The 26,434-nt window shown below is 47.9% G+C and carries 22 protein-coding genes and 2 tRNA genes; 17 read left to right on the top strand and 7 right to left on the bottom strand.

The genetic code is table 11. The annotated features are described in order from the left end of the window. The first annotated feature begins 327 nt into the window (after positions 1–327). Both G340_RS17215 and G340_RS0104785 read left to right on the top strand, forming a co-directional pair. On the top strand, positions 328–5,553 hold the full coding sequence (locus G340_RS17215; protein WP_020072521.1) for a CehA/McbA family metallohydrolase: 5,226 nt from the start codon (positions 328–330) through the stop codon (positions 5,551–5,553). 132 nt (positions 5,554–5,685) lie between these two features. Continuing rightward, entirely contained in the window at positions 5,686–6,873 is a 1,188-nt protein-coding gene (locus tag G340_RS0104785; RefSeq protein WP_020072520.1) for a YibE/F family protein, read from the top strand. A gap of 437 nt (positions 6,874–7,310) precedes the next feature. Here the strand turns inward: G340_RS0104785 and G340_RS0104775 are convergent, their stop codons facing one another. The 5 genes from G340_RS0104775 to G340_RS0104755 form a co-directional block, all read right to left on the bottom strand. Continuing rightward, positions 7,311–7,727: a hypothetical protein gene (locus G340_RS0104775; RefSeq protein ID WP_020072518.1), complete on the bottom strand. Its 417-nt coding sequence runs from the start codon at positions 7,725–7,727 to the stop codon at positions 7,311–7,313. A gap of 240 nt (positions 7,728–7,967) precedes the next feature. After that, entirely contained in the window at positions 7,968–8,753 is a 786-nt protein-coding gene (locus tag G340_RS0104770) for an ABC transporter permease (RefSeq protein ID WP_020072517.1), read from the bottom strand. 1 nt (position 8,754) lies between these two features. Beyond that, a complete protein-coding gene (locus tag G340_RS0104765; RefSeq protein WP_020072516.1) occupies positions 8,755–9,570 on the bottom strand; it encodes an ABC transporter permease in 816 nt (271 codons plus the stop codon). A 52-nt stretch (positions 9,571–9,622) separates the two neighbouring features. Continuing rightward, entirely contained in the window at positions 9,623–10,732 is a 1,110-nt protein-coding gene (locus tag G340_RS0104760) for an ABC transporter substrate-binding protein (protein ID WP_027103866.1), read from the bottom strand. Between the two features lie 28 nt (positions 10,733–10,760). After that, positions 10,761–11,846, bottom strand: a complete 1,086-nt coding sequence (locus G340_RS0104755; protein WP_027103865.1) for an ABC transporter ATP-binding protein — start codon at positions 11,844–11,846, stop codon at positions 10,761–10,763. 126 nt (positions 11,847–11,972) lie between these two features. Here G340_RS0104755 and G340_RS0104750 point away from each other — a divergent pair, with 126 nt between their 5' ends. The 4 genes from G340_RS0104750 (at position 11,973) to G340_RS0104735 (ending at position 15,868) form a co-directional block, all read left to right on the top strand. Beyond that, the gene (locus G340_RS0104750; RefSeq protein WP_020072513.1) at positions 11,973–12,860 is read left to right on the top strand and encodes a LysR family transcriptional regulator; all 888 of its coding nucleotides are present in this window, start codon (positions 11,973–11,975) and stop codon (positions 12,858–12,860) included. Between the two features lie 437 nt (positions 12,861–13,297). Next, positions 13,298–14,827 (top strand): histidine ammonia-lyase, encoded by a 1,530-nt coding sequence (gene hutH, locus G340_RS0104745; RefSeq protein ID WP_020072512.1) that lies wholly within the window; start codon positions 13,298–13,300, stop codon positions 14,825–14,827. 91 nt (positions 14,828–14,918) lie between these two features. Next, positions 14,919–15,368: a cyclophilin-like fold protein gene (locus G340_RS0104740; RefSeq protein WP_326522321.1), complete on the top strand. Its 450-nt coding sequence runs from the start codon at positions 14,919–14,921 to the stop codon at positions 15,366–15,368. A gap of 14 nt (positions 15,369–15,382) precedes the next feature. Further along, positions 15,383–15,868, top strand: a complete 486-nt coding sequence (locus G340_RS0104735; RefSeq protein WP_027103864.1) for a cucumopine synthase-related protein — start codon at positions 15,383–15,385, stop codon at positions 15,866–15,868. 206 nt (positions 15,869–16,074) lie between these two features. Here G340_RS0104735 and G340_RS0104730 read toward each other — a convergent pair whose 3' ends face one another. Beyond that, positions 16,075–17,136, bottom strand: coding sequence for a LacI family DNA-binding transcriptional regulator (locus G340_RS0104730; protein WP_027103863.1), 1,062 nt, complete (start codon positions 17,134–17,136; stop codon positions 16,075–16,077). A gap of 300 nt (positions 17,137–17,436) precedes the next feature. Between G340_RS0104730 and G340_RS0104725 the strand changes: the two genes are divergently transcribed. The 5 genes from G340_RS0104725 (at position 17,437) to G340_RS0104705 (ending at position 22,648) form a co-directional block, all read left to right on the top strand. Then, entirely contained in the window at positions 17,437–18,480 is a 1,044-nt protein-coding gene (locus tag G340_RS0104725) for an ABC transporter ATP-binding protein (protein WP_020072508.1), read from the top strand. A 4-nt stretch (positions 18,481–18,484) separates the two neighbouring features. Further along, positions 18,485–19,363, top strand: coding sequence for a carbohydrate ABC transporter permease (locus tag G340_RS0104720; RefSeq protein WP_020072507.1), 879 nt, complete (start codon positions 18,485–18,487; stop codon positions 19,361–19,363). Positions 19,364–19,377: 14 nt separating this feature from the next. Next, positions 19,378–20,196 carry a carbohydrate ABC transporter permease gene (locus G340_RS0104715; RefSeq protein WP_020072506.1) on the top strand — a complete coding sequence of 273 codons (819 nt, stop codon included), beginning with the start codon at positions 19,378–19,380 and terminating at the stop codon, positions 20,194–20,196. A gap of 103 nt (positions 20,197–20,299) precedes the next feature. Beyond that, complete coding sequence (locus tag G340_RS0104710) at positions 20,300–21,604, top strand: ABC transporter substrate-binding protein (RefSeq protein WP_020072505.1); 1,305 nt, start codon at positions 20,300–20,302, stop codon at positions 21,602–21,604. Positions 21,605–21,745: 141 nt separating this feature from the next. Beyond that, positions 21,746–22,648, top strand: a complete 903-nt coding sequence (locus tag G340_RS0104705) for a S66 peptidase family protein (RefSeq protein ID WP_020072504.1) — start codon at positions 21,746–21,748, stop codon at positions 22,646–22,648. Here the strand turns inward: G340_RS0104705 and G340_RS16410 are convergent. Then, on the bottom strand, positions 22,643–23,395 hold the full coding sequence (locus tag G340_RS16410) for a sugar phosphate isomerase/epimerase family protein (protein ID WP_177309644.1): 753 nt from the start codon (positions 23,393–23,395) through the stop codon (positions 22,643–22,645). The two genes, G340_RS0104705 and G340_RS16410, sit on opposite strands and share 6 nt — an antisense overlap. 222 nt (positions 23,396–23,617) lie before the next feature. Here G340_RS16410 and G340_RS16405 point away from each other — a divergent pair, with 222 nt between their 5' ends. The 6 genes from G340_RS16405 (at position 23,618) to G340_RS0104670 (ending at position 25,694) form a co-directional block, all read left to right on the top strand. Then, entirely contained in the window at positions 23,618–24,355 is a 738-nt protein-coding gene (locus G340_RS16405) for a glycerophosphodiester phosphodiesterase (protein ID WP_020072502.1), read from the top strand. 428 nt (positions 24,356–24,783) lie between these two features. Then, positions 24,784–24,882, top strand: a complete 99-nt coding sequence (locus G340_RS18570; protein ID WP_081626937.1) for a helix-turn-helix domain-containing protein — start codon at positions 24,784–24,786, stop codon at positions 24,880–24,882. Positions 24,883–25,090: 208 nt separating this feature from the next. After that, the gene (locus G340_RS18400) at positions 25,091–25,255 is read left to right on the top strand and encodes a CoA-transferase (RefSeq protein WP_326522334.1); all 165 of its coding nucleotides are present in this window, start codon (positions 25,091–25,093) and stop codon (positions 25,253–25,255) included. Next, positions 25,221–25,436, top strand: coding sequence for an acyl-CoA dehydrogenase family protein (locus G340_RS17420; protein WP_081626931.1), 216 nt, complete (start codon positions 25,221–25,223; stop codon positions 25,434–25,436). Before G340_RS18400 ends, G340_RS17420 begins: the two co-directional genes overlap by 35 nt. A 36-nt stretch (positions 25,437–25,472) precedes the next feature. Next, a tRNA-Thr gene (locus G340_RS0104675) sits at positions 25,473–25,548 on the top strand. A 61-nt stretch (positions 25,549–25,609) separates the two neighbouring features. Further along, a tRNA-Tyr gene (locus tag G340_RS0104670) sits at positions 25,610–25,694 on the top strand. The last annotated feature ends 740 nt before the right edge of the window (positions 25,695–26,434 follow it).

Raw genomic sequence — 26,434 nt, 5'->3', positions numbered from 1 at the left:
AAAATTCAAATAATGGCTATAAAAAAAGAACAATATTATCGAGTCAGTAGGAATTGAAACAACTAAAATTTAGATGTTTCAAAACTCACGGATTTTGAAAATGCGTCGGACTTAATCAAATTCTTATCAATTTTTTAAAAGATTTTCTTTCTTTTCTAATCAGGCGCTGGAAATAAAATGGTAAAATATGGAATCGATGGTCATCGGCTGCAAAGAGACGGATCTCACAGAGAAACCTGTTGCAGGCTGTTTGGTGCTCCAAACAACGGTGGCTGGGCCGAAGAGAGACTTTATAAAAGGCGATTGCGGAAAGGAAGGGACAAAAACGTGAAGAAACACTCGCGAAAATCTATTTCGCTCATGCTTGCCGTTTCTATGTTGCTGAGTGTGTTTACCGGGCTTCCGATTTTTCAGGCGCAGGCTGGACAAACACAAGAAGTACTGGCAAGCTGGAACATTACCGCCAACCCGACGGAAAAGCCCGATGAGGCAGAAATTCCGGCGGATACAGGGGTGCAAAAGAGCACTGCCGTTCTAACAACAAATGCCACGGGCAGCTGGGGGACCAGCCCCTCATATTTTCTTGCTGCCAACGGTTTTGACGGCACTCCCGGTGAAAAGTATTGGCAGATTGATTTGCCGGAGGCCGGCGACTGTACTGACCTGCGGGTTTCTGCAAGCTTTCGCCGTTCCTCAAAAGCAGCTCTGCAATGGAAAGTGCAGAGCACCACGGACGGAAGCATTTATGCGGATGTTTCAAACGGTGTGTTCTCCATACCAACTACCTCAGGGAATCCTCAGGCGGTGACATTTGGCAATGAAAGTACACAGCTGAGTCTTGCGGACGGCACCATCGGCATTCGCTTTATGCCAAATGATGACTCCTCGACGAGCAGTGGAGTCTGCTACATCAATCATATCTCAGTTACGGGCTTGACAAATGATGAATCTCCTGCTCCGGAAGAAGACGCAATTATCTTCACTCCCGACCATGAGCCGAACGCACAGGGTTATGTGCCGGCTGGAACAAGGGTGGAACTGTCCACCGAGGAACAAGAAGATATTCTTTACACAATAAATGGGGACAGCACGGAACATACTTATTCAGAGCCGATCGTTATCAATGAAACAACGACGATTAAGGCCTGGCTGAGCGGTCAGGAAGATTCCTCCAGAACCGTTACTTATAAGGTGGAGAAAGAAATCAATACGATTGCGGATGCAAGAGCGGCAGGCAAAGGCAAGCAGGCAACCCTAACCGGTATTGAAATGCATGAATATGCTTCCGCCAACAAAAGCTTGGGGCTTTATATTCAGGATGAAACCGGAGGCCTGATGCTTTTTGGCGACAGCGCTTTAAAGGATGCCGGCATCAAACCCGGGGATAAGGTACAGGCGACCGGAAGAACGGATGAGTATTCGGGAAAGTTTGAATTGGTGCTGAGCGACAGCAATGCGTTAAAAATTGTCGGCAGCAGTGCAGTCCCCGAACCGAAAGAAGTGACAGACCTTTCCGGAACCGGTCTGGATCAGGTCGGCGGTATGCTGGTTAAGGTGACCGGAGCTCAAATTTCCAAACTGACCTCAGACAGCTATCAAAATGCGAACTTTACGCTGACACAGGACGGAAAAACGCTTTCCGCCAAGCTGGACAGCCGCCGCGGCGATGATTACGCCAAGCTTGCGGCAAAACTGAAAGACGGAGACACCGCCGACGTTTCCGGTATTCTGGAGGGCTACGGCGGTTCCTACACGCTCCAGCTTCTCAGTGCGGACGGTGTAACCAATATAAGAACCATACCCGTAACACCCAAGACCGCGAAAGTTACGGCGAATCCCGGCAGCAATTCCAACGCAAAAGCAGGCGATAAGATCACGCTTTCCAGCGGTACAAATGGTGCGAGGATTTATTATACTCTCAATCCTTCTGCGCAGGACACAGAGTACCTGGTTTACAGCGCCCCGATTGAGCTGACGTCGCTGCCGGCCAGTATTACGGCCTATGCGAAAGCGGACGATATGGACCCGAGTGAAAAAAGCGTATTTACCTATAGGGAAAAATTCGAGGGAGAGTACCATGTTTATTTCGGACAGCTTCACTCCCACACGGATATTTCCGACGGTGTGGGGAGCGTGGAGACCGCGTTCGATCACGCTTCTCAGGTGAAAAACCTGGACTTTCTCGCGGTGACGGATCATTCTAATTACTTTGAGACTGCGGACGAAGCAAAATCACACACGAATACCATTTTAGATGGCTCCAAAAGTGAGGAATGGCAGAAAGGGCGCACAGCCGCCGCTGCGATCACTGGTAAAAAGGTAAAGAATGCGGATAACCCGGACGACCCCGATTCCGGTTTCCTCGGCATTTATGGCTACGAAATGACATGGAGCGACGGCTCCGGACATATCAATACCTTTAACACCCCTGGATTCGAGGATCGCCAGAATCCGGATTTTTATAATAAATCTCAGTCCGCCTCCAATCCGGTAGGGCTGAAAGCTTATTATGAGGCGCTGACCAAGGTTCCCAATTCCATTTCCCAGTTTAACCACCCCGGCACTCAGTTTGGCGACTTTTATGACTTTGCGAATTATAGCCAGACCTATGACAAGCTCATCAACCTGATTGAGGTTGGAAACGGGGAAGGGCCGATTCGCGGAGCGGGCTACTTCCCGTCTTATGAGTATTACACTCGCGCGCTCGACAAGGGCTGGCATGTTGCGCCGGCCAACAACCAGGATAACCATAAGGGGAACTGGGGCGACTCCAATACGGCGCGCAGCGTTGTCCTTGCCCCCGATCTGACGGAGGGAAGCCTGTATGACGCCATGCAGAACTGCCGCGTTTATTCTACGGAAGATAACGACCTGAGCATCCGCTATACCGTGAACGGCGCGGTTATGGGCAGTGAAATCAGTGTGGATAAGGGAGAACCCCTTAATATCCGCGCGGAACTGTCCGACCCTACGGATGCCAAAATCGGTAAGGTAGAGGTAATCGTGAATGGTGGGCGCGTTGCCGCTACACGGCAGGTGGAATCTAACCGCGACACCGTGGAGTTTGCTTTGCCCAATAACTACTCCTACTACTATCTTCGTATCACACAGGCAGACAAAGACATTGCTGTTACGGCCCCGGTCTGGACCGGAGCTGTGGACAAGGCGGGAATAGCTGCTGTAACGGCGGACACTACCCTGCCGGTCAAAGGGGAATCTGTCAATATCACCGCGAACCTGTACAATAACGAAGACTATGAGATGACGGTGACCTCTCTCGAATACAAAGTGGATCAAAAAGTGATCCGTTCCATTGGGGGCGACGGCTTGGATAAGGGCGCGGCAGTTGCTTCTCTGGGGACGAACAGCGACACCTTTTCTTACACGCCGCAAACCGCCGGCAGCGTTACGATGGACGTTGTTCTGAAGGCGAAGCTGAACGGTGTGGAACGCACGTTTACCGCTGTGCTCACACTTCAGGTTGCGGATCCCTCTGCCGTGACGAAAGTTCTTGTAGACGGCACCCATTACAACGATTATGTGACTGGCTACTACAGCCAGAACATCAATAATCTGACTAAAATTGCTTCTGATGACGGAACGCAGGTGCGGGTGGAAAAGAAGAAAATTACGCCGGATATGCTGAAGGATACCCAGCTGCTTCTCATCAGCGCGCCGGCAAAAACAAGCGGCACCAGCAAGGCCGGGGATTCCTATACCGCGCAGACCTTTGGTGAGGATTTTATTGCGATGGTGAAGGAGTATGTTCAGGGAGGCGGTCTGGTTGCCGTCTGCGGTCTTGCAGATTATCAGGATGGCTCCGCAGACCCGTATACCTCCAGCACGCAGATCAACACGCTGCTGGAAGGCATCGGAGCAAAATCCGCGATTTCCAACGACGAGGTTTTGGATCAGGAAAATAACGGAGGAAGCTCATATCGCGTGTACTTCCAGAATTTCAATTCCGATTCCCCGTATCTGAAGGGAGTGGACCCGGAGCAGAAATACAGCTTCTACAGCGGCTGCTCGGTAACGCCGGGGCAGGGTGCGCAGAAGCTTGTCAATGGATTCGATTCTACCTATTCTATTAACTCTAAGTCGTCGGACGGAAAGTATGAATCCGGAAAACCCGTGTTGGGAGCCAGCACCGCTTATGATGAGGCGACGGCGGTAAAGAAAAAAGGAGAGGTCTGTGCTCTGGTTTCTGAGACGATTGGAGCCGGAACCGTTCTTGTGGCGGGAACCGTGTTTTTCTCCGACTTTGAGGTAAAGGCCGAGCTTGACAATTACGGAGATCTTCAGTATGCAAACTACACCATCGTCAAAAATCTTCTGGATTCGGTCAAGGTGAAGATTAAAACCAGTGCGATTGCAGACGTGAGAAAGAATGGACAGATGGGTGATGTGTATGCGGTTGAGGGAACGGTAACGGCCGGTTCCGAACAGCCGAATGCCTTTACCGATACCGTTTATTTGCAGGACAAAACCGGCGGCATTAATGTCTACCCGATTCCCAACGGCAGCGGAATTAAGGTAGGGCAAAAGCTGCGCGTGGTTGGCCATGTTGACGCTTACCAGGGAGACAAGGAACTGAAAATTGGTTCCGGAGTGGAAGGCTACACCGTACTTGATTCTGCGGAAAAACCGCTTGCGCCGACCCCCGTTACAATTGCGGATGCATTAAACTATGAGCAATACGGCGGCAGGCTGGTGAAAGCGCAGGGCACGGTTTCCAACATTAAGCTGCTGAGCGGCGCGGTGCAGAACTTTTCGGTAACGTCCGGCGGGAACAGCATCCGCATTCTGATCAATGGCTACATCAGCCCGAATGTGGATCTGAGTCAGGTGGTCAAAGACGGTGCCGCCGTGAGTGTCGTCGGCCTTGTCTATACTGACCCGGAGGGCGTTTGCCTGCGGGTGAGGGATCGCAACGAGATTCGGGCGCTGGGGAATTCCGGGGGATCCGATAACGATCGTGACGATGATGACGATGATGACCCCAAGGAAAAGCCCGGCAAAGACAAATCTGCGAACAATCAGCCGCTTGAGAACAAGCCGATTGTGAGTGTGCGAAACGATCCTCAGGGGAATTCCATCGTGATTGTGAGCGCCCAGCCGCGTTCGGATACAAGGGCGCTGACTGCGGCGGAAATTGCCCAAAAGGCTGCGGACGGTACCCTCAATGATACGGTGAACCCCAACGGCGTTTGGGATGGCAAGACGACGGGAGCAAAAAATGTTGCGCTGGTGGTCGATACAAAAGAAGTGGCGGTTGTTCCCGGCAGTTTCTGCCGCTTGGGAGTAAGCTCTTTTACAGGCCCTGCGAACCATACTCTGCGCGTCAGAGCCTCCCGCGATGGTTTTGTGACGATTAAGACAAATCCGGATGGTACCTACACCATTTCTGTGATTAAGCCTGTCAATGACCTTTACATCCTGGTGGAAATTCTGGATGGCGGCGGAACTGTAATCGGGCATTCCTCTGTAAAGCTGAATGCGGCAGCGGGGCTGCATCAGAAATTTGTCGGCAACAAAGCCGCAACCATTGTGTAACCGTTTGAAGACAATGGGTTTGTAACGGCACAAATAATTCTCGTTTTCGGAATCTGAGTTGAAATGGGAACCGCCCGCCGCGTTGGAAGATGGGCGGTTCCCTTATTTGTTTGAAAAGATGGTGAAGCCTTCATGGACCAAAAACAACAGAATAATTTTCTGTTTGGATTATTCAAGAAATTAAAGAAAATCGCACCGCGTAAAATTGCCGTATGGTTGGCCTGTCTGTTTTTGGTGGCCGGGGCAATTCTGTTGGTCGGGCAGATTGGCCGAGCCTCCGAAAATAGTCAGGGAGCCAATGCCCAATATGTTTCTGCAAAAGTGACGAAAATTCTCAGCGACAATACTTCTTCCGATCCGGCTTCCGGCGGAAGGATGCTGGGAGAGCAGCTGCTGCGGATTCAAATTTCGGAAGGGCCCCACAAGGGCGAAACGATGGACATCCCAAATTACCTGAGCGCCCTGCACAATATTTATGCCAGGCAAGGGATGCGTATCATCGTGCGTGTGGATACCCAAATCAACGGCAGCTATACCGCGTCTGTTTATAACTACGATCGAAATGTCCCGCTGCTTTCCCTGGCGGCGATTTTTCTGCTGACGCTCTGCCTGATCGGTGGAAAAAAAGGAATCAAATCCATGCTGGGCCTTGTGTTTACTCTGGGGAGCATGATCTTCCTCATGCTCCCGATGATATTGAGCGGCATTTCTCCCATTCTGTCAGCTGTTCTGATCGCCGTCCTGACCACGGTGGTCTGCTTTATTCTGCTGGATGGGATTAACAGAAAAACAATTTCCGCCATGCTTGGAACGGTTTGCGGTGTGGGGTGCTCCGCCGTGTTCGCCGAATTAGCAGGCCTGGCCGCTTCTTTAAACGGATACAATATGCAAGAGGCAGAATCCCTGCTGTTGCAGGCAGATAGCCATCCTGTCCAAGTCCAGGGGTTACTGGTTGCCGGAATTATCATTTCAGCTTTGGGTGCTGCAATGGATATTTCAATTTCCATTGCGTCTTCGGTCCATGAATTTCACCAGCTTAATCCTGCGTTGAGGCCAACGGATTTGTTTCGTTCGGGAATGAACGTTGGCCGCGACGCAATGGGAACAATGGCGAATACGCTGATTCTGGCCTTTTTCGGTTCCTCTTTAAATCTTATGATATTGATTTTTTCTTATGGCATCCCTTTTTCCCAGTTAATCAATACGGATTTGATCGGAGTCGAAATCATACAGGCGGTCACCGCCAACTTTGGTATGATCCTGAGTATCCCGCTGGTTGCACTGTTTAGTTCCCGTATTATTTCAAAAAGTCATCGTTAAACGAAACGGGAGGTGTCTCAGGAAATGTTGCTTTTTTGAGATGTCCGCGTGTGACGGATGTTCACCGCTACGGCAGAATTGATTCTATTGCATGAAAAACCCGGAGCTGATTTGTTTTGTGAGAAAAACAGACCCGCTCCGCGGTTTTTCAGTGCTATGACGGAAAGGAAACTCAATTTCAATTCCGAAATGCTGATTCCGCAAGTCCATTTTTGCCACCTCCACACAGCTTTTATTTCTTCTCTGGAACTGTGTGCATGTTAACTCTGTTGTGCTTTTCGTTCCGGATGCAAAGTGACGTTTGTGTAAACTCCTTTATGTCGCTTTTGGCTAGTTCTGGACAAAACGAAAGCCATGTGTGGAATGAGGAATACCCCGAGACCACACATGGCAAAAATAAGATTTGGTAATTTAGTAATTTCGCAGTTTGAATCACTTTACTTTAATGTTGGAGTACGAATGAGCAAATATCTGTTTGCAGCCCCGATGGTGGGTCCATCCTCTAAATAAGCCCATCTTCCATGGTTACATGAAATCAAAGCAGGCCCATTAAAAACAACATGCTTTAAGGCAACATCTAAAGGGAGCGTAAGACCATCGAAATTTTTATCTGCACATAATACATAGCAAGTATCTGGAGCACCATTCTTTTTCAATAGATTATAAATAGTTTGGTAGGAAGAAACAGGTTGCAGAATCCGCTGTGCATATTTCTCGTCATAATAGCTGCAGCCGGATATCTCCCATATGAAATGTCTGCGCTTCTTTTCATTTTGAAGTTCATATTTCGCCCGTTCTTTTTTTCTGGTAACCAGAAAGGCAGAAATAATTTGAGATTCAATATTCTGATCCATGCTTTTTCTTCCTTTAATTGAAATATTGGTTTAATCCTGGTATGAGTGAAGCGTAGGAAACCGTCAATAGCAAAATATTCCAAGGAATGGGCGGCTCGCTTTGTTGGTACTGCGGCAGACTGGGCATGCAAAAGTGGGAGCGGCACAGCATATTGCTGCGCCGCTCCCACTTTTGATCGGTACTAGATATTCAGACGAGGTGATCCATTTGATCTTACACTTGCTGATTTGGTGGTTGGTTTAGTAAAGCCTGCTAACCCCGATTTTGCGTTCTACCAGATAAAGCACCGCTGCGGCAGCAATGATAAACAGGGTGGAGTAGGCCGAGATCAACGGGGTAAAGGATTCTGTAATATATGAATACAGTCTTAGCGGAAAGGTCACGGTTTTCGCACTCTTCATGAACATAATAATGACGCATTCGTCAAACGCGACAACAAAAGAGAAAATAGCTCCTCCGATAATCCCTTGTCGGATGCAGGGCAGCGTAACCTGAAACAGAGTTTTGAAAGGAGACGCGCCCAATACCACAGAGGCTTCCTCAAAACTGGTATCCAGCCCGGCCAGATTTGCGGTTACCGTGCGGATGACATAGGGCAGCTCAATCACAGCATAGGTGAGGCAGAGCTTCCAGTAATCTGTGAATACTCCGCGGAACAGCGCAAAATACTGTAAAAATGCCACGGCGCTGATGATGGTTGGAATAACAATTGGCGAAAGAAATATCATTTGAAAAAGACTCTTCGCACGGCTGTTGGATTTCCAGAACCATAAGCTAATCATCGTGCCGAGTACGCAGGCCAGAAAAACGCTGACACAGGCGATTTGCACGCTGAGCAAAAGGGACTTAGTGAATTCAGCGTTTGTAAAGGCTCGCTCAAACCATTGCAGGGTAAAGCCCCGGCCCGGGAAGACCACCCGGTTTGTTTCACTGAATGCGGTGCAGATGACGACAACCAGCGGCGCTAACAGAAGGAAGTAAACAAGGCTGCGAAAAGCAACGCCTATAGCTTTTGTCCATTTCATTTCATACACCCTTTCTGTCCCTGCGTTTTTGCATCAAGTTTTCAAAGTAATCCCCGGAGTTTGTCAGCAGCATGGTAATCACAAGAAATATCATCGAAATGGCGGAAGCAAAGCCCCAATCGTAAATATAGGTGGCCTGCTGGTAAAGCAGTGTGGTCATGGTGATGATTTTCCCTGCTCCCAGCATAACGGGTACGACGAATGCCGCCGTATTCAGGGCAAACACCAGCATAAAGCCAGAAATCAGGCCTTTTCTCGTAAGCGGAAGTGTCACACGGAAAAAGGTGCTCCAAAAGCCTGCTCCGCAAACATAAGAGGCTTCTTCTACGCTGCGATCAATATTCCCGATCGGCCCCATTAAGACAATAATCATATAGGGAAGACCGCAATACACCAAACCGGCTTCTACCGCAAAATAGGTTCCGCGCTCAATCAGAGTCATTAAGCCAAACAGCCTTACCGTAATCGGGACCCACAGCGGCAGCAGCACCAGCACGGTGAACAGGCTTTTTGTGCGGCCCTGCATCCGGCTCAGATGATATGCGACCGGATACCCCAGAACAGTGCATAAAATACCGGATAAAAAGCTAAGCCCCAGAGTTTTTCCCAGAATGACCCAATAATCTGCGTTGGAAAGAAATCTGGTGTAGTTTTCAAGTGTAAAGCTTCCAAGCGGCTGGTTTACCCCAGTAAATTGAAAGAAGCTCATATACACCATTTTGAAAAGCGGAAAAACAAAAAACAGGGCAATGAAGATAAGCGGTATCAACAAATACCAAATATTCACATAGCTCCAGGTGTCCTTTTCCTTTTCCATAAAATCCTCCTTTTACTCCGGTATTTCACACTGTTTGCGCAATGAAAAATACTTATTTAAAATCGCTGTTCCAGCGGTTGATGAAATCTGCCTTTACGGGTTCCAGCGCGGCAGAGTCCATATAGACCAGCTTCGAAACCTGCTCCTGCCCATACGGCATAAAGCTCTGCAGATCTTTTGCAATCTCTGTTTTGGAATTGGAGGGCGCATAGTAGTTGTTTTCCGCATAGGCTTTCTGTACTTCTGTACTAAGCAGGCAATCGACAAACTGATAAGCCAGCTCTTTATGGGTAGAGCCTTTGCTGATTGCTGCCAGCGAGGTCATGGCGATGGCGCCTTCCTTCGGCTGGCAGAAGCCAATATCGTATCCCTCTTTCATCAGGCTGATTGCGCGGCCATTTGTTTCAACTGACAGAAGAATGCTCCCTTTGGTGATGGCGCTTTCGATGTCAGAGTGCTGGCTTGCGTACACGCCGATGTTGGGTTTCAGCTCCGCCATTTTCGCAAACAGCTTGTCCCAATTCTTTGTGTCGGAAATCACCGAGCCCTGAATACGGGAAATTGCCTCTGCAAATTCAAGTCCGCCGCCCATGCTGTAATCTACCACACCGACTTTGCCGCCCGAATAGGCACTGTCCCACAAATCAAGCCAGCTGGTAGGTTCTGTTTTCACCAGATCTTTACGATAAAGAATACCGTAAGTACCCCAGTTGGTAACAACTGCATTATCGTATGGAAAAGCTTCTTTATACAGGTCAGGTGCATTTTTCAGCTTGCTGGCGTCTAATGTTTCCAAAACGTCCATTTTGGTTCCCTGCGTTACTTCGCTGGAATCGACATGTAAAACGTCAATAGAGGCGTTATCCCCCTCTGTGGCTAACTGAGAAAGCGGCGCGGCACCGCTGACTACCTCAACTTTTGCGCCGGTCTGTTTTTCAAACATTGGAATCGCGTAGTTCCTTAAGGTTTCTTCATAAGTACCGCCCCAGACCTGTACGACCAGAGTCTGTCCGGAGTAATCTGTGGAAGATGCAGTGGATTCTGTGGAGGAGTTCGCCGGAGCGGAGCTTGTTTTGCCGGTTTCCCCCGATGAGCAGGCGGTCAGAACGCTTCCAAACATGGCGGCTGTGAGCAGATAGGCGATGGTTTTTCTCTTTTTCATTTGATTTTTCTCCTTTTGAAAATGCATTTTATCTATCTACCAGAACCAGATTTTCTTCCTGAAATGCGAGAAAAACGGTGTCGCCTTCCACGCAGTGGCCGGAATCTCTAGTATGAAGATCCACTTCGAAATCTTTCCCCTCGGCGCAGTCCACAATATACCGAATGGTAGAACCAAGGTAGATGCGCGCCTTGATCTTTCCGGGGAATATGTTGTCTGCGCCTTCCTGTTCTTTTTCGCAGAGCTGTATATTTTCCGGTCTTATGATGCAGGAGACCTGCGCTCCCGGCGACAAGCTTCTTTCCGCATCTTTTTTGACGAAGACCTGTTTTCCGCTTGCCGTTGTAATACGAATTTTGTCTTTCAGAACGGACTGCACCACTCCGTCGATGAAATTGGCATGGCCGACAAATCCGGCGATAAAGCTGGTTGCCGGTTTCTGGTATAAGCAGGCCGGTTCCGTAATCTGCTCAATTTTACCCTGATTCATCACCGCGATCCGGTCTGAAATGGTTAGTGCCTCTTCCTGATCGTGGGTTACATAGATTGCGGTAACGCCCATTGTTTTCAGCAGGTTTCGTATTTCCACTCGGGTGCTTTCCCGCAATTTTGCGTCCAGATTGCTTAAGGGCTCATCAAACAGCATCAGCTTTGGTTTTACAACCATGGCTCGCGCAAGCGAAACGCGCTGCTGCTGCCCGCCGGAAAGCTGTTTCGGGTAACGGTTTTCCACACCGCTGAGCTGTACGATTTTCATGATTTCCTCCGCTTTTTCTTTCAGTACCTTTTTATCGCGGATTTTTCGCGTCTTTAGTCCGTAAACAATATTTTCATACACAGTCAAATGGGGGAACAGCGCATAATTCTGAAATACCATAGAGATGTCCCGTTTATAGGGCGGCACCTGTACCATGTCTTCCCCTTGAATGCGTATGGTACCGCGTGTAGGATGAATCAAACCGGCAATCATGCGCAATGTAGTTGTTTTTCCACATCCGCTTGCTCCAAGAAAAGATACGATTTCTCCTTTTTTAATTTGCAGATTTACATCGTCAACCGCTAAAAAGTCCTTGTAAACTTTTGCTACGTTTATTAGTTCTAATTGATACTCCACACGAGCACTCCCTTTCCACAGGTAAAAAAATGTTTGCGAACTCTATCTTTATGGTGTATGATATATTATAAAATTGAATGGCATCCATAATAAACATGAATTTTATGAATGAATCGGGGATGAAAAATGAGTATATTAAAATACAAAGCTTTTTTAACAACGGTAGAAGAACAAAGCCTGACAAAAGCGGCAGACAGGCTTGGATATACACAGCCCGGCATAAGCCATATGATTGCTTCGCTGGAAAGTGAAGTTGGCTTCCCGCTTTTAATCCGGTCTAAGGAGGGGGTTTATGCTACCGAAAATGCCAAACAGCTGGTCTACTACATGCAGCAGATAGTCAGCAGCGAAAACACGCTGGTGGAAACTGCGAACAAAATTCGGGGGATTGAAATCGGGCTTTTGCGGATCGGCACCTATTGCAGCACCTCCATCCAGTGGCTCCCTGCGGTTATTTCCGCTTTTTCAGAATTACACCCCAAAATTGTGCTCCAGATTTTTGAGGGCTTTCACGGGGAATTGAATCAGCTGTTGGCAGAGGGCTCCATCGATTTGGCCTTTATGTCTCCTCCGGCACCGGCAAACTACGATTTTATTCCTTTGGCAGAGGACCCGATTCTTGCAGTGGTCGGTCAGAACCATCCGTTGGCAAAAGAAGAGTGTATTGACCCGGCGGATTTGATCCGTTATCCGTTTATCATACCGGATGAAGGTGCGGACGAAGATGTATGGTCTGTTTTGAATGCGGAACATCTGACACCGGAGGTTCGGTTTCGCATCAAGGGAGATATGACCATGCTCTCAATGATTGGGAACGGGTTGGGAGTCACGCTGTTTCCTTACCTTGCCATTGTATCTCCCTATGCCAACATTGTAACGAAACCGCTGACTCACGCTTACTCCAGAACGCTCGGCATTGCGATTCGCTCCGCAAAGCACGCATCACCTGCGGCAAAGAGCTTTATCAATCTTACAAAACAACTGATTCCGCACACAACGGCTTTGGCTGAATAAAAACAATAAAAAGCGGCAAGGATTGCGTGATAAAAACGCCATCCTTGCCGCTTCTTATTGGTGTGCATTATAATACCGTTTTCGTTCTTTGTCAACAGAGGCGAGATTGCTTTTCTGTACATATTTGCACGATTCTCAGCCTGATTTTTCCAGTCAATTTCTTAATCCACACGAAATCACCCTTCATTTTTGTGCTTTTTGCGTTATAAATTAAAATGCAAATCTTATGTTTACCGCGATTTTGACAATTAGGGAATTCTGTATCCTGCCCAAATGTTTCCTTGCACTGAAATCCTTTTATGGGGCCCATAAACAAACTGCATGCAAAACATTAATGAATAATGTTGTAATGATGAAAAAACGTTATATAATGGAGAACAATTTCAGAAACGGCAATCTACGGAATTGTCTGTTTCTTATAGGAGGGTTTTTAAAACATGGATAAAGTGGTCATTACGGGTCAGAACTTGAGTTTAGAAGCCTTTGCCGCAGTGTGCAGAGAAAATAGGTGGGTAGAGCTGTCTTTGGAAGCAAAGCAAAATATCAATGAGTCACGTCGTGTAGTTGATGAGCTGGTAGAGCAAAAGGCTGTGGTGTACGGGGTTACCACCGGATTCGGCAAATTCAGTGATGTGGGCATCTCGCCGGACGAATGCCTTACCTTACAGCGAAATCTGATTATCACACATGCGGTTGGCTCCGGGGAACCGTTTTCCAGAGATATTGCTCGCGGAATGATGCTTCTTCGTGTGAACAGCCTTGCCAACGGTTTTTCCGGTATCCGGCTTTGTGTGGTACAAACGCTGGTAGCTATGCTGAACAAGGGTGTCACCCCGCAGATTCCGCAGAAGGGTTCTCTGGGGGCAAGCGGAGACCTGGCACCTCTTGCGCATATGGTGCTGCCGATGATCGGGCTGGGTAAAGCGGAATACAAGGGAAAATTGCTGGATGGACAGGAGGCAATGAACCGAGCCGGTATCCCGGTTGTAGAGCTGATGGCAAAAGAGGGATTGGCCCTCATTAACGGAACGCAGGCCATGACAGCGACCGGCGCTCTTACGGTATACGATGCCATACAGCTTTTGGATATTGCAAATATTGCGGCGGCAATGAGCTTTGAGGCCAACCATGCCGTCATTGATGCACTGGATCCCAGAATCCATCAGATACGCCCTCATGAAGGACAGCTTCAAACTGCGCGTGCCCTTTGCCGCTTGCTGGAAAACAGCCGGAACGTGACTCGACAGGGGGAAATCCGTGTTCAAGACGGTTATTCACTTCGCTGTGTTCCTCAGGTGCATGGCGCGAGCTGGGATGCTTTCCATTATGTGGAGGGAAAAACAGAAATTGAAATGAACTCTGTTACAGATAATCCCATTATTCTGAAAGACACCTGCGAGGGAATTTCCGGCGGCAATTTTCATGGGCAGCCTATGGCGATCAGCTTTGACTTTTTGAGCATTGCTCTTTCAGAGCTGGCAAATATTGCTGAGCGCAGGCTGGAACGTCTGGTGAATCCCTCTATCGGCGGGTTCCCCGCGTTCCTTGTGAAAAACGGAGGTTTAAATTCCGGTTTTATGATTGTGCAGTATTCCGCTGCGGCGCTGGTTTCAGAAAATAAAGTTCTGGCGCATCCCGCCAGTGTAGATTCCATTCCTTCCTCCGCAAATCAGGAAGATCATGTCAGCATGGGAACCATTGCCGCACGTCAGGCAAAAGAAATCCTGCAGAATGTACGCCGTGTTCTTGCAATGGAATTGATGTGTGCGTGTCAGGCGATTGATCTGGGTGAAAACCGTGGATTAGGTAAGGGAACAGCTGCCGCTTATGCCGCTGTACGAAAGATCTGCCCGCCGCTTGAGGATGACCGCCCATTGTATGATGAAATCAACCAGTGTGAAAAGATTCTGATGGATGGGACTTTGCTGACCTGTGTTCAAAATGCAGTGCAAGTAAGAGAAATTTAATAAGCATTCAATTTTAGAATGACATATATAATAATCATTCATTTGATTTATTTATAAAACGCATCTACACTATGAAGCATAAAAATAGCTTGTGAATGCCGTATTCACCGAATACCACAAATGGAAAGGAAATCGTATTATGCCAAACAAGAAAATTGAGATTATGATCGACGATGTCCGGCTTGTAGCGGAACTGTATGTGGATGATGCACCTGTTATCTGCAATATGATTTTGAATCATCCGGGGCAGAGGGCCATTATTCAACATGCTAAGCTGAATGGACAGCTGTTCTTTGGTACGCTGCCGTATGCATGCGGTTTTGAAAATACCTGCCGCGGCGGGGATTTAAAAATGTTTGATCTTGCTTATTATCCGCCGCGCAACCAGCTGTGCTTTCTGTATGGAATTGGAACGGACGAGCCGCTTCCCATCAGTCGGATCGGGCGTGTTATTGAGGGCGCAGAGGCAATGCAGGTCGTGGGCATTCGCAACTGGCTAAAACAGGGCAGTATGATGACCATTGTGGGAGAAGTAGAATAAGGAGGGAACCAATGATGGATTGGAAAATTGCGATTGATACCTTTGAAGAGCGCCGTTTGGCCATTTGGGAAAAAATGCCGCAGGATGTTTATAATTTGAGTCAGGGCATTGTCCCCGGCGACACGAACGTGTATGGTCAGTATGTCACCACCATGCTGTATGCGGATTCTGAGCTGAGAACGCTCTGCGATGAAGTGCTCTTTTACCTTACAGAAACAGCAAAAGAGGCGTCTGTTGATTTGGCTACTTTAATTGCTTTCAGCAAAAAGCTTCTGGATTATAAGCAGAAATTTTTTGTGTTCACCGGTGTGCCGATGGCATCTGAAATGCTGCGTATGTATTTAGATGCGCTGGACAGCTTGGAAAACCTGGAGCAGTTTATTGATTTGACCAATGCGGCCCTCAAATATTTTAACCGGCACCATATGTGGGTCGATTTGATTATGCCTTGGGGCGTGTACAATGGGTTCGCCAAGCAGGATTTTTCAAAGTACCTTTAATTGCCCATTGAACAAAGCCAACACACAAAAACACCAATTGCAGGGAAAAACCTTGCAGTTGGTGTTTTTAACAGCCGGAGTGGACAGATCCTGTCTGCCCGGCTGTTGTCATTTTGATGAGAACCGTGACTGCTGCGCACACTTTTCCGGTATCTTCTCTTGCACTAATTTTGCTTGTCAATATTCCCAAAGTTTCTATGATTCACTCAACCCGTACGGGGTGCACCAGTGGAGTTCCTCACAATCAGACGGGGACGATATTCCAGCCTTTTGATACTGACCGGAAGATCCTGTTTCGCAGAAATTCGTTCCGCCAGAATCTGAACGGCATTGCGCCCTTTTTCCAGAATGCAATGTTCCACAGTCGTTAAAGAAATACCGGTATACTGCGACGGAAAGATATTATCAAATCCACAGACACTATAATCCTCGGGAATCGAAAATCCAGCTTCTTTGACGGCGGATACGACTCCGTAGGCAACCATGTCGTTTACGGCAACCAGTGCGGTGATGGTTGGTTCCCGCATTGCCTGCTGTGCCAGAGAAAAGCCGATGGAATGCTCAATCATCAAATTTTGCAGGTCATCTTCCGAGGTAACCTCCTGTGAAAAAATGTGAACCTGGCCCCCGGCTTTTTGGAACGCCTGCTGAAAACCCTCCAGACGGTTCACGCGTACGGCATTCTGCTCGTTAAGCGTTGTGGAGAGAAACGCAGCATTCCGATGCCCAAGTGAGAGAAGATGCTCTGCAGTTAGTTTACCGGAAAGGATACTGTCAATTTCAACGGTGTCGACAGCAATGGAGGTATTGCGGTCACCGATCACAACCACGGGGATTTCCTGATTGATTTTTTCTACGAGTTCCCGAGATTGTGGAATGGAGGCAAACACGACGCCGCAAATCGTCCCGCCCTGAAACTCAGAAAGAATTTTTTGCTCGCGATGAGCAGAACGATAGGTATTGCACACTACGGTAAAAAAGCCTTCTTTTTCTGCTTCCTGCTCTGCTGCCTGAACCAGCGAGGAATAATAAGGGTTAGAAATCACCGGACAAAGAATTAAAAGTGTTTTGGTGTGAAAACGCCCGGACTGCCTGATTATCCGCGAGCGAGGCTCGTAGCCCAGTTCCTTTGCGGCCTCCAGCACTCGTTTTACTGTTTCCGGCGAAAAGCGGGGATGAGTGGGATGGTTTAGAATCATAGAAACTGCCGATTGAGAAACGCCCGCTAGCAGCGCGACGTCAGAAGTAGTCGGTTTTATTTTTTTCATATTTAGCACCCGATCTGTTAATTATTAATAAGTCTATTATATGGGCTAATTTCGTAAAATCAATGCAAAATCGGGCATTTTACCTATTTTTAAAGCAATATTTAAGAGAGTTTGCTTTCTCAAGGGTTGGAATGCCGATATAATAAAACCGTTTTCAAATATTATTAGCGAGCATTTAGTAATAATTAACAGTGCCATTGCCTGTTTTCGTCCTTATCGTTTGAAAAGATCAAGGCGAAAACACATAGCAGGACCGCAGCCGTATTTCTGGAAACCGGCGCGGGACAAGGGGGAAACGGAATGTCAGAAATTGTGCTGAAAGATGTAACCAAAACGTATGACAAACGCAATACCGTGATCCAAAATCTGGATCTTCGGATTGAAGACGGAAGCTTTACGGTATTGGTTGGACCCAGCGGATGCGGAAAATCAACGATTTTGCGTATGATTGCGGGTCTGGAGCCGCTCACTGCGGGGGAAATGCTGATTGACGGAAAAGTGGTCAACGAGGTAAAGCCCGGCGACAGAGATATTGCAATGGTGTTCCAGAACTATGCGCTGTATCCCACCATGACCGTTAAGGGGAATATTGAGTTTGGCCTCATCAATAATAAAATCCCCAAAAAAGAGCGGGAGCACCGCATCACAGAAATCTGCGAAACGGTAGGTCTGGCGGAATATCTTGACCGAAAGCCGGCACAGCTTTCCGGCGGACAGCGGCAGCGCGTTGCGCTGGCACGGGCTATGGTGAAAAATCCAAAGGTGTTTTTAATGGATGAGCCGCTTTCCAATCTGGATGCCAAGCTGCGCGGGCAGATGCGTTCAGAACTGATTGACCTGCATAGAAAGCTTTCTGCCACCTTTGTGTATGTGACCCACGACCAGACGGAGGCAATGTCCATGGCCACCAACGTGGTGTTATTGGACCGCGGGGTGATTCAGCAGGCAGACACCCCGTTTGAGGTGTACCAGAAGCCCGCCAATGTGTTTACCGCCCAGTTTATCGGCTCGCCGACAATGAATCTGTTTTGCAGAAAAGATGTTGCTCCTTATCTTACGGCGCAGCTGCCGGAAAAAGTCCATAAAATCGGGTTCCGTCCTTCCCGGGCGCTCCCCGTGGCGGATGGGGAACAACCGCAAAATTCTCTGACTGTCTCCGGTAAGGTGCTCACTCGCGAATTGATGGGCAGCGAGATCATTTACCGACTGCTCAGCCCGTTCGGCATCATTACCTTTAAGACCTTCAATGAAGAGGAACTGGCTCCGGATTCTTCCGTAACACTCTCAATCGACCGGCACAGTATGCATTTGTTTGATTCCGACGGGCAGCGGGTGGAGGAATAGCGCGATGAAGAAAAAATTCCTTTCCATCGGTAAGCCATATTTGCTGATTGCTCCGGCGATGGCAGCCTTCCTCTTGTTTTCCATTTATCCGGTTATGAGTATGGTACAGCTCAGCCTTTTTGACTGGAACATGATCTCGCCGGAAAAGGACTTTATTGGCCTTGCAAACTACCAGAAGCTGTTTTATGACGAGGATTTTCGTCAGACCCTGCTGAATACAGCGGTGTTTACAGTCTTTTCCGTGTTGGGGGATATTGGACTCGGTCTGCTGATTGCCCTATACCTAAAGAAGAACACTCTTGTCAACCGCATCATGCAGAGCGTGATTTTTGCGCCGTATATCATCTCGCTCGCGTCAATTTCTCTGCTGTGGATGTGGCTGATGAATCCGGATTACGGACTGCTGAACGCGGCACTGGAAGCACTGCACATACCGGGCATCAACTGGCTGGGCAGCCCCCAATATGCCATGTTATCTGTTATTTTGATCTGCGTTTGGAAAAGCGTCGGCTACGACGCTATGATTCTGCTGGCGGCGCTTCAAAGTGTTCCCGAAAATTTATATGAAGCAGCCGCGCTCGACCGTGCAAGCTGGTGGAGAAAACTAACGAAGGTCACGCTCCCCATGATTTCCCCTACACTTTTCTTTCTCACCATTGTAGAAACCATCGCTTCGTTCAATGTATTTGAAACCATCCAAATTTTAACACGGGGCGGACCCCAAAACTCAACCGACACCATTGTATTTTCTCTGTACCAATACGGTTTTAAGTTTTACAGGATCGGGTACGCCTCTACCATCGGCGTGGTTTTGATGATTATCATGACGTTGTTCACCATTGTATATTTTGTGCTGCTCTCTAAAAGAGTGCATTATCAGTAAAAGGGGGAAAGAAAATGAAGATCTTTTCTAACATAGGCAAAACAATCTGTAATCTCATTTTGCTTCTCGTGTTCTTCTTCCCTTTTTACTGGATGCTTTCCACCGCCTTTAAAACGCTCGGCGAAACCATGACCTTTCCGCCCGCCCTCTTTCCGGCAAACCCGCAGTGGGAAAACTTTTTGCACGTCATAGAGGTGATTCCGTTTGGGCACTATCTCATAAATTCCTGCATCACCACCATCGCCGTGGTCGTTTTGCAAATGTTTACCACAATACCGGCAGCTTATGCCTTTTCTCAGTATGATTTTAAGGGGAAGCCGCTTTTGTTTGGGCTCACGCTGATTACGATGATGATTCCGGCACAGCTGGTTTTCATGCCGCTTTTCATCCTATTCTCACAGTTTAACATGATTAATACCTACGCCTCGCTGATTCTGCCGTTTGCCGGGAGCGCATTTGGTATCTTCCTGCTGCGGCAAAGGTTCAATCAGGTTCCCAAAGAGCTGCTGGAGGCAGCCCGGCTGGATAAGGCCAGTGAATTGAAAATCATATGGAAAATTTTCCTTCCACTGTCCCGCCCGGTTCTTGTAACACTGGCCCTGCTCACCTTTATCGGCAAATGGAACGATTACTTTTGGCCGCTGGTTTTAACAACGAACGATACCGTGCGCACACTGCCGATGGGTATCGTTACGATGACCAACGCGGAGAGCGGCACACCGTATCACCTGCTGATGGCGGGCAACGTGCTGATTTCCATTCCGATTATTGTGATCTACCTGTTTGCACACAAGCATATCATCAAGGCCTTTACCTACATGGGGGATAAATGAGACACACCCCTACGCAAAAACAATTGCTGCTTCGCCAAACGCCCGGCAAAGCGGATTGCCATAAGAACCGTATCATACCCGATGTGAAAAAGGAGAATTCATTATGAAAAGACAAAGTAAATTCGGCGCCCTTGCGGCAGCTCTTTTAATGCTGGCAGCGCCGCTTGCCGGTTGTGCCTCCACCGCAGCTCCCTCCGCTGCGGCCAACAGTACCGGTTCTACCGGCACGATTGAGCTGAAATACTGGTATTGCTACCAGGATATGGTTGCAAAAAACAACAAAGATCTGACTCAGAAGTTCAATGACACCATCGGAAAAGAGAAAGGGATTCATGTTACCGCCGAATTTCAAGGAAGCTACAGCGACATGAATGCCAAGCTGCAAAGTGCCTTTGTGGGTAAGGTAGAGCCCGCGGTGGCGGTCATGGAAATCGGCTCCACTGTACAGTTTGCAAAAGACGGTATTCTCCAGCCGCTCGATGGAACGATTACGCAAAGTGATATTGACGATTTCTACCCCGGCCTCATGGAAAACAGCTATGTAGACGGTAAGCTGTATGCCATTCCGTACTTAAGAAGCACCCCAATCCTTTATTATAATAAGACCATGTTTCAAAAAGCCGGACTTGATCCTGAAAAAGGGCCCGTCACCTGGGATGATCTGATGTCTATGTCGAAGGCGATGGAAAAAATCGGCGCTAAGGGATACGGCTTTGTTTCGGACGAATGGTATTCCGAGGCCTTTATCCGCAGTAACGGCGGAGATACGACGAATGACAAGCAGACCGAATTCACCTTCAATTCGCCTCAGGGAGTAGAAATGCAGCAGTTCTTCCGTTCCGGCATTAAGGACGGCAACTTTAAATATTACAGCGGTGCGAACGGTGCGGATTCTTTGGATACAGACAGCGTGAACCAAAAAATTGCGATGTGGTGCGGCTCCACCGGTGGGTTGGCTAACACGCTGCAGATTGCAAAAGAAAAGGGCTATGAAATCGGCACAGCCTTTATTCCGAAAAAAACACAGAACAAGGTTCCCACCGGCGGCGCCAATCTGGTTATGACAAGCCGTCTGCAGGGAGCAGAAAAAGAAGCGGCGGAAGAATTCATCCAATTTATGACCAGCCCCGATTCCGCCTTGGCTTCTCATATTACAACCGGCTATCTGCCAACCCGCAAAAGCCTTGCCAATAACAGTACACTGGAAAAGCTGTATCAGAAAACTCCCCAGATGAAGGTGGCGTTTGATCAGCTTCAGTATGCCAGCGGCCGGCCCATGGCAAAAGGATATGAAGAAGGAATCACCCACCAGTATCTGGATGCGATGGATAAAATCATGACGACAGACGCAGACATTCAGTCCACTTTGGATGAAGCAAAGAAAAAGTGCGATGAACTCCTGAAATAAAGCACGAAAGCACACAATAAGGGAGGAGCTGGGCAAGCTTCTCCCTTTGTTTTACGGTGAATTGATTTCATTGAAAAAATAGAATTCACGAGAAACGAACGTGGAATCAGAATAAATGAACAGTAGAAAGGATGCTGTGCTGTGCTGCCGAAACGATTACAAACCGGGGACACCGTCGGACTGATTTCCCCTGCGGGTGTCGCAGGAGAAGAGTGGATTCAAAAGACCTGCCGCGGGCTCGAGACTTTGGGGCTGAAAACAGAATTCGCCCCTTCTCTGTTTCGCACCACCTGGGGATATGCTGCCAGTGCGCAGGAACGTGCGGACGATTTTCAGACAATGCTGTGCAGAGCTGATATTCAGATGATTTTGTTCGGTGGAGGCGAAGTGTGTCATGAGCTGCTGCCGCTGATGCCCTATGATCTAATCCGGCAAAACGCAAAAATCATTTGCAGTTACAGCGACAGCACCACCCTGCTGAACCCCATTTACGCGAAAACGGGCCTGATTACCTATTACGGCGCTTCACCGGGTACCTTCCACGCCCTGACCTCTTATAACCGCAAATGCTTTGAAGAGATGTTCTTTATGGGAAAGGCCCGCCCCTTTCTCGAGGGCGGGCCTTGGAAAACCATATGGAACGGTCAGGCAGAAGGAATCCTGATCGGCGGATACCTGGAAAATTTCGCCTTGCTGACGGATGGAGCATATTTGCCGATCTCTCCCGACAAACACTACCTTCTGTTTTTGGAAGACCACATTCGCTTTCATCAGCCAGCCGCTGTGGCAAGGTATTTGGCGCATATCGAGCAAAGCCAATTTTTTCAGCAGGTGACCGGCCTGTTGTTCGGGCATTATTCCGAACCGCAAAATCCGGATTTGATTGCGCTGCTGCAGCGGTTCGCCGCATGCCATGCGCTGCCTACCATTTTTTGCGATGATTTTGGCCATGGGGACAGGAATGCGATTCTGCCGATCGGTGTTCCGGCTTTTTTGGACGCGCAGCGGCAGCAGCTGATTTTTCAGCAGGATACCGTTTTATAAGTCAGAAACGGTTTCGCCGCGCGGCGAAACCAGGTTGCCCAGCGCGGCGGCATCCTGTGCCAGCTGCGGCAGCGGCGTACCGTTTCGATATTCCAGAACAAGGTGCAGGTCTGGTCGGGCCGATTGCAAAACAGAAAAAACCGGTTCCCACGGAATGACTCCCTGATGCATGGGCAGGTGCTGGTCGCTGATTCCGTCGTTATCGTGCAGATGAACGGCAAGCAGGCGATCCTTTACCGCAAAAAGCAGCGCGGGAATATCCCATCCGTTCAAACACGCATGACCAACATCCACCAGATATCCCGCTTCCGGGGGAAACTCGTCCAGAAATGCGGCATATTCCTCCTGTGTGAACAAAGATGTGTTTTTGTCGCCAACGTTTTCTACCAGCAGCTTCATTCCGTAGTCTTTGTTAAAATCGAGCAGTTCCCAGAGCGCTTCGCGGGCCCGTTCCTTTGCGGTCTCTTTGTCAAAACAGCTGCTCATGCAAAAACCCGGATGAACCACAACGTGTTCAGCGCCCAGTTTTGCGGATAGTTCAATGGAATATTGCAGTGACTGAATTGCCGCCTGTCGAACAAAATGGTTTTCACTCGTCAGGTTGATGTCCCACACCGGCGTATGAACAGAATACACTGCCTTTCTGGAATGCAGCTCCCGCGCGAATTCATCCATCCGCACGTCAAATCTGTCCCAGCCCGGGCCGTCCATCATCAGTTCAATTCCGTCTGCCCCTGCTGCAATCATTTGATCCACGTTTGAGAATACATTGTTACCCAGCAAGCATAATTCTGAAAAATAGATTTTCATAAAATCCTTCCGGCAAAGCCGCATCTGAAACACACGTTAATTTCCAATTTGTATTTATTTTATTGTATCAATCCGCCTGTCAGAAGTCAACCGGCAGGGCAGCCGTCTGCCTTACGCAGTTCTCTTCAGTTAGGCGTGCCAAGAAAGGAAGAATTCATTGTGACGACGAAAATCATTGCCCACCGGGGCCTGAGTTCACAATACCCCGAAAATACCATGCTGGCATTTCAAAACGCAGTCAAGCTGGGCTGCGACGGCATCGAGCTGGATGTTCAGCTGAGCAGCGACGGCATCCCCATGGTGATTCACGACGAAACCCTGTTCCGCACCACAGGGCGGCGGGGCTTTGTAAAGGATTACACCTGTGCGGAGCTTCAAACCTTTGATGCCGGATCCGGCTTTGACGCACAGCAGGGAGTATGTCGAATTCCAACTTTAGAGGAGTATTGCAATTTTATCAAGGGGAAAGAGATCCTGACGGACATTGAGTTGAAAAACGGTATTTTCCGTTATGAAGGGATGGAAGAAAAGGTCATTGATCTTGTTCTATCTCATCGTTTGGAAGATCGTGTTCAGTTTTCTTCGTTCAATCATCAGTCCATGTACCTGTGTAAACAATTGCTGCCGAAGGTACGCTGCGGCCTTTTAACCAGCGACTGGCTGGTTGGTGCGGGTGAATATGTGCGGCGCTGCGGCGCGGATGACCTGAACCCACAGTATTTGTTCCTTACCGCAGAAAACATAGAGGAACTGATGCAGTTCGATGTGGGAATCTTTGCATGGACGGTCGATGACAAAGACGCGGCACAGCGCCTGATTTCTTATGGGATTTCAGCTGTGATTACCAATCATCCCGAATTCCTTCTGCCGCACACTAAAAATGTGGCTTGCGGATAACCCTGATGTAAATTTATAGTAAATAATCCAATATAAAAGCCAGAGTTGATATGTTTTTTAAGTAGATGCTGTCGTGTTATTCAGTGTTGACATTAGAGCCTCTCTTTGGTTTCGTAAAATGGGGCGCTGTTGGCGGGCAATCATAGGGTTTTCTTTGCCCATATGTTTGTTGATTTCAATCATAATTGTCCGATATAATAATACCAATCACTATTTTGTAATCAGGTATAAATAGCGCACTGCCTTTGTCCTTGCTCTTGTTTATGTGGTCACTTGGCTGCAATTCTGATTTGGCTATCTTGATCGTTTGTATATACGCGATGGTGTTCCGGATTTTTGTCATGTCATATGAATTGTATATCGATCGAGTAATGAATTCATAATAAAATATCTTGTGAAAAGAGTTGGCATGAAAGCAGTCTGTATCAATTGCCAATATCCCCTCAAATCGTATTCATGCAGCGGCAGAACTTGGAATTTCCCGTTCCGCGTTCTATCGAAAGCTCAATAAATACCAAATTAAATAAGAATTCCATTGCATTTTTTCAGGGGGCCCGGTTCGGGGCCTCCTTTTTTGTTTCCCGTAGTGTCCTGCGGACACTGTCCCACATCAATAGGCTTGATAGGAACATTCGTATCAAAACAATATTACGATGTGACATATTTAAAAAAGGAGGGACTTATTGTGTCTAAGCTTGGAAACAAAGTGATGAGTAGGATGAGGCGCTTGCCCCCATCCCCCAAGCGGGTGCAAAGTTAAAAGACGGCCAGCTTGTAAACCTTGGCTTTGAAATGCCCACGCAGGCATCCAACTATTTGCCGGAGAGCGTGCACCTGATGTTTCATGGTGAGAACGGCGTAATCGGTGTGGGCCCCCGCCCCAGTGCTTCTCAGACATAGCGCATTTGGCAAGCCCATTGCCGCTCTGTATTCCGTACAGGAGATGGTTGCCGAAATGCACGTAAAGCTGGAGGCCGCACGCCTTCTGGTAGATGATGTAGCCACGTATAGACACTGGGGAGGAACCTTTCTCCGAAAAATAGTAACTTTTGAGGGGAAATGTGTTGACAAAATAATTTAAAAGTGATATATTATTCAAGCGTTCAATTTCTGAAACGCTGGTGTAGCTCAGTTGGTAGAGCAGCTGATTTGTAATCAGCAGGTCGGGGGTTCGAATCCGTCCACCAGCTCCACGCTTCGGCGTTCGGCTGAACCGGACAAGTACCGCGAACTGTTTGAGATAAAAGTAAATATGGAGGAGTTCCCGAGTGGCCAAAGGGGGCAGACTGTAAATCTGTTACGTTACGTTTCGGTGGTTCGAATCCACCCTCCTCCACCAAAGCAGATAACAAAGGCAGCAATGCCCTTGTTATCATATGCTTATATATTTAGACATAATAAATACATAAGCGTATGATAAAATTTCTTTATTCATCGTAGAATTATATTCTCAAAGATTTTAAGGATATAATTCTACGATGAATCCTCTACTTCACAGCAGTGGATCTTGTAGAATGCTTACCTTATAGGAACCCGTTCCTGTGGCACACCAGCTTTTGTGCGAATGTGTTCCTCCACGTATTTCAAAAATCAGAGGTAGGCCAAGGCCGTACTGATATAATTTTTGTATCCATTCCCGCAAGCTATTTCAATAAGTTGACACGAGCATTTGAAGTGCTAGTTCAAATGTTGGTCTTGGCTTATTAGTATTGTCAAGGTACTCTGAGAACGAACTATAATTCCGATTGGTTTGACTCTAACGTAGCAGACCCAGATCGGCAGCCTCCGCAGGCTTCTATAGCTTGTACCTCAAAAAGAGTGCGAAACAAAAACTTGAAAAAAGAAAGTCTGCACCCTCAACGCTCAAGAAAGGGTACAGACCTTGACATGTATCCATTATGCGTGCTAGAATAGCAGCGCACAAACGGCATTCACAAGTCATAAGCGGTCCTTGAAACCCTTATGGCGCATGGTGGCTAACTGTTGGTAGCAGTTGGTCACCTGTGGATGTCTTTTTTTATCCACATAGCGATTATATACCAGCATTTGGAAATTTGCAAGAATATATTTTTACTTTCA

The sequence above is a fragment of the Faecalispora sporosphaeroides DSM 1294 genome (assembly GCA_000383295.1).
Lineage (GTDB): Bacteria > Bacillota > Clostridia > Oscillospirales > Acutalibacteraceae > Faecalispora > Faecalispora sporosphaeroides.
This window is presented reverse-complemented; position numbering and strand designations above follow the sequence as displayed.